We start from the raw sequence: 12485 nt of genomic DNA on the forward strand, positions 1-12485 counted from the left end.
AAGTAAAAGGCCAAAGGCAAAGCGTAAAAACACTGCTTCAAATGCCGGTATGTCACGGGTGACAATACGAACAATGATGCTAAAACACGCTGCCAGACTGGCAGCTGTTATGGAAAAAAGGGCAGCTTTCATCGCCGCAGGAAGGTTTTGCCAGGCTTGTTTCACTTGGGTGGTGGGGCGCGGTCACGGTTTTTTTGCGCCATGGATGTGTTTGTATCTGTATCTGCTTGTGGTTTTGCCGTTGTCACTGTTTCGGGGGCTGCTTTCGCCGCATCTGCATTTGGTGCTGTATCGGGTTTTCCGGTTGCCGGGGCATCGGTTTGGGTATTGAACGCCATACTGGCACTGGGCCGCGTATCGGGGGCGGGGCGTTGCCGGGGTGGTGGGTCCAGGTCGGTTGCGGGCGATGAATGTTCGCGGTCAAACCGCTTGGCCTCGCGGGCCAGAACGGCTTCGCGCCGGGCAATATATATTGCCGATCCCACAATCAATCCGGCACCGGGCAGCAACCAGATTTCGGGAATTTCCCCAAACATGACCAATGCCACAACCACAACGAATGGCAGTCGCAAATAGTTGAAGCCAATGACAAAACTGTAATCAAAAAGGCGAAAGGCGCTGGTGTTGCACAGTTGGGTAATGTTGGCCATGAAGGTGCCGACCAGCAAAATCATGATTACATTCCAGCTGGGCGTTTCCCAGACAAATAACGCGGGGATGAGCGTCATTGGTGTCATCAGCAACATGGTGTAAAGCACCACATTGGGGCTGCTGTCGGTGCGGGCCAGTGATTTGATTGTCATGCCCGCACAGGCCATGCACAGGGCCGCCACAACGGGTAAAATGCTGGCAAGTTGCATGGTGTCGCTGCCGGGGCGAATGATAATGGCAACTCCGGCGAAACCGGCAATCAGGGCGATAATCCGGTGATGGCGGATTTGTTCTTTCAGGAAAATGGCGGCCAGCACGGTGCCAAATAGCGGTACGGTGAAATTAAGGGTTGTTGCCTCGGCCAGTGGTAAATAAGCCAGTGCCGAGAACCAGAAGCTCATTGCGCCCATTGACAAAATGGCACGCAGAAAAAACATCCGCCAGCGTGTGGTGTGAAGCGATGAAAACCCTGCCCGCAGCGATACCGGCACAATCAGTAAAAAGCCAAACAGGTTACGAAAAAAAACCACCTCGAGTGGCGGCAGCTCCTGTGCTGCCAGGCGCACGGTGACCGAAAATCCGGCGGCGGTTATGGCGGCAATGGTGGCAAAAATAGCGGCCTGAACATAGTTGGGAAAGTTTTGAAACCATTGCTTCATTGTGATGCCAGCCTGTCATTGTGGATGCAATTTCCCCGCTAAGGACGGGGTGCGGCAATCGGTTGAGCAAATGATTGTCGGCACGAGCGTGATGGTATCGGCGTGGTGACAGGCCCATGGTCATCAAAACGCAAAAACGAGGCTGGCGGCAAATAACCGCACCGGGCCATTTGATCCACCATGCCTTTAATGCCATGACGCAAGGTCAGGTCCGAAAACGCAGATATATCCGCGAAACCCCGGAAAACGCATGTTATTTAAATGAGTATACCGGATTTTATAAAAAATCCAGCTTCGCACCATCAACGGGTGCCGTTCGCAGTATTTCGCTTTTAGCGATACGGTGTTTCTTCGCAACGGACTGATTTTTGTGTATTATTGCTTATTGGCAAGGGGCTCGTTACCGGGGGGAAGGTTATGGATGCCATCGACGCGAAGTTACTGGATATTTTACAGGAAGACGCATCACAATCATATGCGGTGCTGGGCGGCAAGGTGGGGTTATCAGTTTCGGCGGTTAATGACCGCGTACGTAAATTGCGTGACCAGGGTATTATTCGGGCCTACCGGATCGAGATTGACCCCGATGCCGTTGGCCGGTCCCTGATGGCGATGGTGTGGTTACGCACCGACCCCGCCAAGGGAAACCGTAAAATGATCAAATCCCTGATCAAGGCGGACGAGGTGATGGAATGCCATCATATGACCGGGCGATTTGATTTTCTGCTAAAATTGCGGTTGCGTGATACAGCCCATCTTGAAAGTTTTGTGACCGATGTGATTAAGGAACTTCCCGGAATTGTTGAGGTTTTACCGGAAATTGCCCTGTCTACGGCCAAGGAAACTGCGTTTATTCCGGCACAAACACCCGATATTGGGTAACTTTAGCCGCGCAATAATGTTACCGGGATGCTATATGTCAGGCATTCATATGTGAGTGCAAAGCATCGACATTAATTTTGCCGCAATTTTCCGGTGGAAATGCGGCCTTGTGACCGTGCGATTGCTGGCTGTGACGATTTGGCATGGCGGCGGTACGTTTTTGTTATCTGGTTTGTAAAAATAGGAGGCTGCCTGTGATTGAATCGATGAATCTGGTTATCCTGATTGCATCGATTCTGGTTATGGTTGCCGTTTTTACCAGCCTGATCAGTTTTCGCGTTGGTGCCCCCTTGCTGCTGGTGTTTCTTTTTGTCGGCGTCGCGGCTGGCGAAGACGGTATTGGTGGCATTCAGTTCGATAATGCGCCGCTGGCCTATTTTATTGGCAGCATTGCACTGGCGCTTATCCTGTTTGACAGCGGGTTTGAAACCCCGACACGGGCCTTGCGTATTGCATCGGCCCCCGCGCTGACACTGGCAACCTTCGGGGTGCTAATGACCACCGGGGTCGTTGGTGTTGCCGCCCATTTCTTGCTGGGGGTTCCATGGCTGGTCGGTTTTCTGTTTGGCGCGATTGTCAGTTCAACGGATGCGGCGGCGGTGTTCTTTTTGTTGCGGGTTGGCGGTATTAACCTGCGTGATCGAACGCGATCAACGCTGGAAGTTGAATCGGGAAGCAACGACCCGATGGCGGTGTTTCTGACCATTTCGCTGGTTGAACTGATTGTTCAGGGAACCGGTGATAATCTGGCGCTTGAACTGGCCGAACGGTTTGTTTTTCAAATTGGTCTGGGCAGTGTGCTGGGGTTTCTGGGCGGCGTTTTGATTGTTCAGGGCATGAACCGGATCAAACTGGAGCCGGGGCTGGTACCAATTGTGGTTCTGGCCTGTGCGCTGACATTGTTTGGTGCCACCAGCATTGTTGGCGGTAGTGGCTTTTTGGCGGTCTATGTTGCCGGTCTTTATGCCGGTAACAGCAAAATGCGCATGAGCGCCGGTGTCCGCCGGTTTCAACATGTTATTACCTGGCTGGCGCAAATTGCCATGTTTGTCACCCTGGGTTTGCTGGCAACTCCGTCTGAATTTGGCAGCGTGCTGATACCGGGCTTTTTGCTGGCCCTTATTCTGGTGTTTGTGGCACGGCCAGTTGCCATCTGGCTGTGCCTGATGTTTTTTAACTTTTCGCGCAACGATACTGCTTTTATTTCGTGGGTGGGTTTGCGTGGTGCTGTTTCCATCCTGTTGGCAATTGTGCCGATGGTCGAGGGAATAGAGCAGGGCCAACTGCTTTTTAATACCGCCTTTATCGTGGTGATTACCTCGCTGTTGTTGCAGGGCTGGACGATCAAGCCAATTGCCCGCTGGCTGGGCATTATTGTGCCGGCACGGCGCGGGCCGGTTGACAGGATCGATCTGGAATTGCCCGGCAATGCCAATCAGGAAGTGGTGGTTTACCGGGTCCATCCCGATAGCGCGGTTGCCACTGGGCATCGTATTCCGCGATGGGCGCGCCCATCGCTTATTTTGCGCGATGGTAAATCATTGCGTCCGCATAGTGCCGGGCGTCTGCTGGGTGATGATCAGATTTATATCTTCACCCCGCCGCAATATGTCGAACTGCTTGATCAGCTGTTTGCCGGTCCCGCCGAAGGGGCGAATGACCGCGATATGTTTGGCGATTTCAGTTTCCCGCCTGATACCGGCATTCTGGATGTGGGCCGCTTATATGGTTTTCCGGTTGCGCCTGGTGATGGCGATTTGACATTGGGTGAATTGCTGGAACGTGAATTGTCGGGGGATATTGAACCGGCGGACCGTATCGTTTATGGCCCTGTTGAACTGATTGTACGGCGTATTGATGATGCGCACGGTATTCGTGAAGTCGGCATGTCGGTTGAACTTAACCCGGAAAATCGCCGTCGCTTGCCGATATTCCATTCACGCAGCGAATTGCTGGCTTTGTGGCGGTTAAGCCGCCGTAGAAGGTTGCGTCGTAAACTACGCGCCAAACTGACCAACCGGCGTAAAAAAATGTCGTCTCTGGCGCCAGCAGATTTGGCCGCCGCTGCTGATGCCGCGGCACAAACCGACGCAATCGCGCTTTCCGAAGCAGAGCCGCTGCCCGCGACCGAAGCCGATTTGACATCAAACACAACATCTGATGATGATACGTTGGGCGAAGATGACGCCCCACCTGGCAGCCCGGCACTGCAACCAGATGCCAATAAAGAAGACGACGAAACCGGGACCAAGCCACCCCGAAAGGCCGAAAAAATGCCTGATAACGACGAAATCGCAGGGGATGCCGAGGCTGACATTGATGCCGACACGGATCATGCAGAGGTTGATAACGAGGACAAGCCGGTTCGTTAGCGGCTGTCTTCATTCCTGTCAGGCTGGTATCGCAGGGGAATGTCGGCAGCGGCTGGCATAATATAAACGATATCCGGAAAAGGATTGGACATCAGTCGTGCTGTACTCGAACTTGATGTAATTGTCCCTGTTTTACATGCGCAAGAGCGTGATCGTCGGGGACACAGATCTGGCTGTGACCTTTGATGGATGCGTCAACAATCATGGCCGTTCTGTATGGTGACAGGCCGTTTCGTTAACGGACTGGTGCAAATGGTCGTACATCCATCCTCTGTATTGCGCTGTCATACGGTTATTTTTTGAAACCCGGAGGTTTTCCCCATGAAGATTCAGCGCAATGCCAGCACAGGTTCGGTTGTTGGCCCGGCCGATTATTTTACCGGCAACGTTCGTATCGACAGTCGCTTTCAGGCCCCGGACCCTGCCCGGACAGGTGGTGCAACGGTAACATTTGAACCCGGTGCCCGTACCGCATGGCATACGCATCCCTTGGGACAAACCCTGATAGTAACCAGCGGCCTTGGTTGGGTGCAGCGCGAAGGCGAGGCAAAGCAGGAAATTTGCCCGGGCGATATTGTGTGGTTTGAACCAGGTGAGCGCCATTGGCACGGCGCAACAGATATTACTGCCATGACACACATTGCCATAGCCGAAGCTGTGAACGGTTCAGCTGTCGATTGGCTCGAAAAGGTTGAAGACGCTGATTATCTTTCCAGTCTGGCCTAAACCAGCATTGCCTGCAGCCAAACCGGGCCACATTTGGTGGTGCTGGGTGCCAACAAGGAATATCGGTGATGCAAAAACGTTTTCTTGGGAATAGTGGACTTGAGGTTTCGGCAATTGGCCTTGGCTGCATGGGTATTAACTTCGCCTATGGCCAGCCAATGGATAAGGAAAATGCCGTGACGCTTTTGCGCAAGGCGCATGAAATTGGCGTTACCTTTTTTGATACCGCCGAGGCTTATGGTCCGTTTACCAACGAAGAAATTGTTGGCGAGGCATTGGCACCCATCCGCGATGACGTTGTTATAGCGACCAAATTTGGATTCGAAATAGATGACAATCGCCGCCAGTCGGGCATGAATAGCCGCCCGAAAAACATTCGGGCTGTGGCCGAGGCCTCGCTTAAACGGTTGGGCACTGACCGGATTGACCTGTTGTATCAACATCGTGTTGATCCCGATGTGCCGATCGAGGAAGTTGCCGGGACAGTGGGCCGGTTGATTGCCGAAGGCAAAGTTAAACATTTCGGATTGTCAGAAGCCGGTGCGACCACCATTCGCCGTGCGCATGCCGAGTATCCGGTGGCAGCGGTGCAAAGCGAATATTCGCTGTGGTGGCGTGAGCCCGAAGATGACATTTTGCCGGTGCTTGAAGAATTGGGCATTGGTTTTGTCGCGTTTAGCCCCTTGGGCAAAGGGTTTTTAACCGGTGCCATCGACGATCAAACCCAATTTGATGAAGGCGATTTTCGCAATATCGTGCCACGTTTTAGCGCCGAGGCGCGCAAGGCCAATCACGCGCTTGTCACGTTGTTAGGCAAAATTGCCGATGATAAAGAGGCAACACCGGCCCAAATCGCCCTTGCGTGGCTTTTGGCGCAAAAACCATGGATCGTGCCCATTCCCGGCACCACAAAATTGCATCGTTTACAGGAAAATATCAAAGCAGCCGGTATTGAACTGGGCACCAGCGACCTGGACGAAATTGCCGACGCCCTGTCCGGGATCAAGGTGGTGGGCGACCGTTATCCGGCGCATTTGCAGCAGTGGATCAATCGCTAGGCCAACCGGTGAAACAGGTTGAAAGCAACGTGCCATGTCCGATCAGATTAAAAACAGGGTTTTCGTGATCACCGCGGCCAGCATTGGCCTTGGCTAAGCTATAGCCTGCGACCTGGTGGCAAAGAGGCAAAACCATTTCGACCGACCCGTTAGCAAACCTGATTCGGGGGTAAACCGCCCGGATCAGGCTTGTATTTTATTCCCCAGCCCACCCGCCGATGTATTTTGCCTGCAATCTTCATCATCCCGGCTGATGTTTGCAGTATCTGCTGACAGTTTTGCGTCGGTGTTGGTGAAAAACAGGTTTGTTGCCCCAGGGCCGTGCGCATCAAAACATCGCAGAAAACGGCAACAGGCATTTTAAGCGCTCGATTATGCATTAGTTTTTCTAATGATTTGATCAAATTTGATGGTTTGAGAAAGTTACTGGAATCGTCATAAATTCGCGACCTCGCACCAGCATGGGAGTATGTATTGTGGGGCCGTTAGGATTATATGCCGCCGTTGTTTTAATCTGGGGAAGCACCTGGATCGCGATCAAATATCAGTTGTCGGTATCGCCGGAACTGGCTGTTGCCTATCGCTTTATTTTGGCAGCGGCAATTTTGATGGCATATTGCAAAATCCGTAAATTACCCATGCGCTATTCTCGCCGGGATCATATGTTTATGGCCCTGATGGGGGGATGCCTGTTTTCGCTTAATTACGTAATGATTTACATGGCGGAAACCTGGCTGACATCGGGTTTGCTGGCGGTGGTGTTTTCGGCCATTGTCATCATGAACATGATTAATGGTGCGATTTTCTTTAAACGGCGCCCTGAAACCCGCACCATCATTGGCGCAATTATTGGTTTGGGCGGTATTTGCGTTATTTTTGCCCCTGATCTGGCCGGGTTTGATCTTGCTGCCGGGGGCAGCATTGGCCTGATCATGGCGCTTGTCGCATGCTATGTGGCGTCTTTGGGAAATATGGCATCGGCGCGCAATCAGGCCAGCGGTATTCCCGTAATGCAGGCCAATGCCTATGGCATGATGTATGGGTCTTTAATGCTGGCTGTTTATATTCTGGTTTCCGGCCAGCCGATTGTTTTTGATACCAGCCCATCCTTCTTGATTGCATTGGTGTATCTGTCCGTTTTTGGCTCCATACTTGCATTCGGGTTTTATTTGACCCTGCTGGGGCGTATCGGGCCGGACCGTGCCGCATACAGTTCGGTGATGTTTCCAGTGGTGGCGCTGGCAATTTCAACCTTTGCCGAAGGTTTTGTCTGGCATGCCAATATCATTTTGGGTGTTGGTCTGACACTGGTGGGCAATGTGGTAATTTTGTCGCGGCGAAAGGCGATTGCAAAGGCATTGGTAACAGAAGGCAATACGCCGGTATCCGATCCGGCTTCGACGGGGATGTCGGCAAAGCGTAACATGGACTTGTCGATGCGTGCGCCAGCGGCGATGGTTGCAGCTGTGCCGTGCAAGGGCGACGCGCCCTGAAAATAATACCGGGCGCATAGAAACAGTTTTAGATGGGGGAAAGATGAACGCAGCATATTTTCAAATGTTCGCACGCTATAGTCAGTGGGCGAATGCGCATATTATTGCGGCCTGTGATACCCTTGATCAGATTGACCTTGATGCGCCGCGTGAAGCATTTTTTCCGTCAATCATGAAAACGTTAAACCATCTTTTGGTCGGCGATACATTATGGATGGCGCGGTTACGCGGCGAGATTTTGCAGATGGGGCTGGCCGACACCCCATGGCCGCTATATGACGATTACAAAGCTGCGCGAATCGCCGTTGACGACAGTATGATCAATTATGTCGATACACTCGATGATGCTGCGCTGGCCGATGTTCTAACGTACAAAAATGTTGCCGGGGTTACCTATGCCACCCCGCGTAATGTAATTATGGGGCATGTTTTTAACCATCAAACCCATCATCGAGGCCAGCTTCACAGCCAGCTGATATCAGCGGGACACCCGTCACTGGAAATAGACATGATCTATTTCGCCCGGCTTAAAGGTTATTCGCAGTGATTGATCTGGTGTTGTCCTATGGCCCGTTTTTGCTTGCGGCTTTGGTGCTAAATATTGCGCCGGGGCCTGATCTGGCATTTGTTTCGGCACAGGCCGCAGCCCATGGCCGCAAAATTGGGATTATGTCCAGTCTTGGGGTGTGCTCGGGGGCATTTGTTCATGTGATATTTGCGGCCATTGGTCTGTCTGCCATTTTAATGACATCGGCACTGGCATTTGCCGTGGTGAAATGGGTGGGCGTTTTATATCTGGCGTGGTTGGGGTTTGGGGCGATTTACGCGACCTTCAAGTCACCCGCGGCAGTAACAGACGACGCAGCACAGCAAGATAATGCCCAGGCGGTGGGGGCCTCTGCATCGGCACCGGTTGCTTTTGCATCCCGTACTCGCACGGGGCGTCGCAATCAGGTGGCACCAACGGCTTTTCGGGCATGGCGGCAAGGCGTTTTGATTGATGTTTTTAACCCCAAGGTCGCCCTGTTTTTTATGGCGTTTTTACCACAGTTTGTTAACCCGGCCCTGGGACATCAGTCGGCACAGTTTTTTGTCCTGGGAACCATCGTAAATATGATTGGTTTTGTTGTTGAAACGTCCATTGTGCTGGTGGTTGCAGCAGCGGCACGCCGTTTTCACCAGCATTTTTCCAGTCGGTCAGTGGGGAAATGGCTGCAAAGGGCATTGGGTGCGGTGTTTTTGGCGCTGGGGCTGCGTCTTGCACTTGGCGACCGGGGTATTTGAACCACAACTTGTTGGAAAAGTGGCCGATCTGTTGTCCGGTATATATTGGCACAATTGTGCCAGGTATCTGGCAGGATTCCCGATCATGCCTGATGAAACCAACCGGTTTTCACTAGACATGAAAGGGTAAGGCGGGGCCGCTTTCAGGTGCGGTTCCGCGACCATATGGTGTGTTTTTTGCCTGATCGTGCAGGTGGGAGATAGGCATATGGAATACGCCCGGCCCTGGTGTTCAGGCCGGGCGTTTCTTTTTGGTGTGATTGGCAAGTGCGTTTGATAGCGGTGTGGCACTGATGCCGTGGGCAACGACGCTGACGGTAACAATCAGTGCCACACATGCAACCAGCGCTTCATATCCTGAAATTCCAAGCATGGTGACCATGATCAAAAGATAAATGATCGAGGCAATGCCGCGTGGCCCAAACCAGCCAATAAACAGTTTTTCTGCCAGATTATACGGTGATCCGATCATGCAGACCCACACACAGAAGGGGCGCAGGACAAGCAGGCTAAGGGCGGAAAACAGCATCATTTCCACGGTCCATAGTTCATAGACCGAGGGCAGGATCAGCAGGCCAAAGACGAAAAATGTCAGCATGGTTAAAAGTTCAGCTTCCGCCTCGCCAAAACTTTCAATCACATTGGCCACCCTGGAACTGGCAATATTTAAGGCCAGGCCGCCAGCAAAGGCAGCGACAAAGCCATTGCCACCGGCTTTTTCCGCCAGCAAAAAAATCAGTAAGGCCGATAACACCCCAAACAACCGTTCAAACCGGTCAATCATAAGGTTGCGGGCAACGGCATGGTTTACCAGCATCCCCAATATCACCCCGCAGGCGATGCCCACACCGGCACCCAGCAGGATTTCCAAAATGGCTTCGGTTATCCAGCCATTGGTCGTTTGCCCGGATAAAGCTGCCTGAATGGCAAGGGCCGTGGCGAAGACCGGCAACACCAGCCCGTCATTAAGCCCGCTTTCAATATTGATGCCCTGACGCACCGGTGATGAAATGTGCCGGTTTTCCAGAACCGGGCGGCTAAGGGCCGCATCGGTAGGGGATACCATTAATGAAATAAGCAGAGCTGGAACAATGCCAAGACCCGGTGCAATGCCGTACCAGGCGGCAACCCATGTTAGCAAAACCGTTAACGGCAGGCCCACCATTAACAAACGGGTTGCAAGCCGCAGGGCTGGTCGTTCCTTGCGGCAATCCAGAATTGCCGCATCCAGAAACAGAATGATCGCCAGTGTCAGTTCGGAAAAGACCCGTGCAAAATGGAAATTCTCTTTAAGAGGTTCCAGCGGGGCTTGCGCCCATAACCCTAGCGGGAGGGCTATGATCGCGCCGGCCAGCACCATCATCATTGGCGAGGATATATTGAATTTTTGCATCCGGCGCGACCACAGGCCATAAACCAGCCCCGATGCGACAAACAAAATTGCGATCCATTCCAGCATAATGGTGGCCTCTGGCTGTTATGGCAGTGCTGCCCTGGTAATGGGCAGCACCTGTTCGTGACACTGCCGGTCACCAGTCGCCACGACACAGCCATCGCTGTAAATGTGTAAGGATTCGCCTTGCCAATCTGTCATTTTGCCGCCGGCCCCTTCAATAACGGGCACGAGGGCGCAAAAATCATAGGCTTGCAGGTTTGCTTCGACCACCAGGTCGGCCAGGCCAAGGGCCGTCAGGCCATAGGCATAGGCATCCACGCCATACATTGGCTGACGACACTGGTTGCGAATCGTCTCGTAGGCTAAAATTTGCGGGCTGCGAAACAGCTCGGGGGCGGTGGTAAAGAAAATCGCCTGATCCAGCGTCGGGCAGGGCCGGGTCGAAACCGGGCTGCCGTTAAAAGTGGTTTCCTCGCCTGTGACCCCAACCCAGCGTTCGTCGGTAATCGCCTGATCGATAATGCCCAGCACCGGTTTGCCGTTGTGGCACAGCGCAATCAAAGTGGCAAAGCTGGGTTTGCCAACAATAAATGATTTGGTGCCATCAATCGGGTCCAGAACCCAGACATATTCGGCATCGATGTTCTGGCGGCCATGTTCTTCGCCCAGAATGCCGTGATCGGGGCATGCCTCGGCCAGAATGGCACGCATCGCGGTTTCCACTTCCCGGTCGGCAATGGTAACCGGGCTGGCATCGGCCTTCACATCGACGGCAACTGCGGTGCGGTAATATTTGCGAACCACCGGGCGAGCGACATCGGCAAGGCGATGGGCGATTTTTACGAATTGGTTATACTGGTCCAAGGCAGGCTCCTGTGCGCAACAGAGAATCGCTTTATGCCATAAAAAAGCAGGGGACGGAAAACCGTCCCCTGCAAAATATGCGTTTTATTGTTTCAGTCCGCTTTACTGACCCGCAGTCGGGGCTTCTTCGGCGGGTGCCGGTTCGCCATTGTCATTGGCGGCATCACCGTCTTTGGCCGGGCCTTCTTCGGGCATCGCAACATCACCGGCGGCATCGTCGGTTGCTTCGGCATTGCCTGCATCACCGTTGGTGTCTTCGGTTTTGGCTGCACCCTCGTCTGCCGGGGCTTCGCCGGTTTCAGCTGCGGCCTTGTCGCCACCTTCTTCGGCAGCAATTTCATCGGCACTTGGTGCGGGCAACGGATTGTCCGACATGCTGTTAAGGAACGCGATGACATTGGCGCGGTCAGACGGTTTTTTCAGGCCGCCAAACGACATTTTGGTCCCCGGGATGTAATCCTTGGGCGAATACAGAAAATGGTTCAGCTCGGTATAGCCCCAATTACCGCCGTGGTTGGCAACGGCATCGGAATAGCTGAAATCATCCTTGTGGGCGACCACGTTACCGACAATACCATACAGATTCGGACCAACCTTGTTGGGGCCGCCGTTGGTGTTGTCATGGCACGAGCCACATTTTTTAAACACCTTTTCGCCTGCTGCAACATCGGCATCTGCCAGCATTGCCAGGATCGGTTCCGGTCCTGCAGGTTTTTCAGGTGCAGCCGCAGGTTGGTTTGCAGCCGCCATCAGGTCATCCGAAAAAGGATAAACCGGTTCTTCCAATTCCTTGGGGTGTACAAGTGCACCCCCGATTTTGCCGACTACGACCACCAAAAGTACGGCAACGATAATTCCGGCGACGATCTTGTTGATTTCCATCGTTTTCATGACGGGATCCCGTAACAGCCAATATAACTCTCAGGTTTTATTCTTATGACGCGGCTGACCCATGCGTCCCTGACGCCCCCACACAAATACGCATGCGACAACAGGCCAGACTGCTGATCGGAAACTATACGTTTCATAGTTTTTCATCAACCTTTCTTCACAGTTATGACGAAACTTGCCAGAAATTGGCGGTTACAGGTGGATTCCTG

General features: G+C 52.9%; 11 protein-coding genes. 7 read left to right on the top strand and 4 right to left on the bottom strand.

Annotated features, from left to right (window positions below; translation table 11 throughout):
- Window positions 1-161: 161 nt before the first annotated feature.
- Window positions 162-1310, bottom strand: a complete 1149-nt coding sequence (locus J4E05_RS11795) for a DMT family transporter (RefSeq protein ID WP_349595722.1) — start codon at window positions 1308-1310, stop codon at window positions 162-164.
- A gap of 417 nt (window positions 1311-1727) precedes the next feature.
- Between J4E05_RS11795 and J4E05_RS11800 the strand changes: the two genes are divergently transcribed.
- The 7 genes from J4E05_RS11800 (at window position 1728) to J4E05_RS11830 (ending at window position 9125) form a co-directional block, all read left to right on the top strand.
- A complete protein-coding gene (locus tag J4E05_RS11800) occupies window positions 1728-2192 on the top strand; it encodes an Lrp/AsnC family transcriptional regulator (protein WP_085590956.1) in 465 nt (154 codons plus the stop codon).
- Window positions 2193-2386: 194 nt separating this feature from the next.
- A complete protein-coding gene (locus J4E05_RS11805; RefSeq protein ID WP_349595725.1) occupies window positions 2387-4564 on the top strand; it encodes a potassium/proton antiporter in 2178 nt (725 codons plus the stop codon).
- Between the two features lie 321 nt (window positions 4565-4885).
- On the top strand, window positions 4886-5290 hold the full coding sequence (locus J4E05_RS11810) for a (R)-mandelonitrile lyase (protein WP_085590952.1): 405 nt from the start codon (window positions 4886-4888) through the stop codon (window positions 5288-5290).
- A gap of 68 nt (window positions 5291-5358) precedes the next feature.
- On the top strand, window positions 5359-6348 hold the full coding sequence (locus tag J4E05_RS11815; RefSeq protein ID WP_349595728.1) for an aldo/keto reductase: 990 nt from the start codon (window positions 5359-5361) through the stop codon (window positions 6346-6348).
- Between the two features lie 476 nt (window positions 6349-6824).
- Window positions 6825-7841, top strand: a complete 1017-nt coding sequence (locus J4E05_RS11820) for a DMT family transporter (protein ID WP_349595731.1) — start codon at window positions 6825-6827, stop codon at window positions 7839-7841.
- Window positions 7842-7884: 43 nt separating this feature from the next.
- On the top strand, window positions 7885-8388 hold the full coding sequence (locus J4E05_RS11825; protein ID WP_349595734.1) for a DinB family protein: 504 nt from the start codon (window positions 7885-7887) through the stop codon (window positions 8386-8388).
- On the top strand, window positions 8385-9125 hold the full coding sequence (locus J4E05_RS11830) for a LysE family translocator (RefSeq protein WP_349595737.1): 741 nt from the start codon (window positions 8385-8387) through the stop codon (window positions 9123-9125). Before J4E05_RS11825 ends, J4E05_RS11830 begins: the two co-directional genes overlap by 4 nt.
- Before the next feature lie 232 nt (window positions 9126-9357).
- Here J4E05_RS11830 and J4E05_RS11835 read toward each other — a convergent pair whose 3' ends face one another.
- The 3 genes from J4E05_RS11835 to J4E05_RS11845 form a co-directional block, all read right to left on the bottom strand.
- Entirely contained in the window at window positions 9358-10584 is a 1227-nt protein-coding gene (locus J4E05_RS11835; RefSeq protein ID WP_349595739.1) for a cation:proton antiporter, read from the bottom strand.
- Window positions 10585-10602: 18 nt separating this feature from the next.
- Window positions 10603-11385, bottom strand: a complete 783-nt coding sequence (gene hisN / locus J4E05_RS11840) for a histidinol-phosphatase (protein WP_349595741.1) — start codon at window positions 11383-11385, stop codon at window positions 10603-10605.
- 102 nt (window positions 11386-11487) lie between these two features.
- Window positions 11488-12276 (bottom strand): c-type cytochrome, encoded by a 789-nt coding sequence (locus J4E05_RS11845; RefSeq protein ID WP_349595743.1) that lies wholly within the window; start codon window positions 12274-12276, stop codon window positions 11488-11490.
- Window positions 12277-12485 lie beyond the last annotated feature (209 nt).

Source organism: Thalassospira sp. NFXS8 (assembly GCF_040148805.1).
In the GTDB taxonomy this organism is placed as follows: domain Bacteria; phylum Pseudomonadota; class Alphaproteobacteria; order Rhodospirillales; family Thalassospiraceae; genus Thalassospira.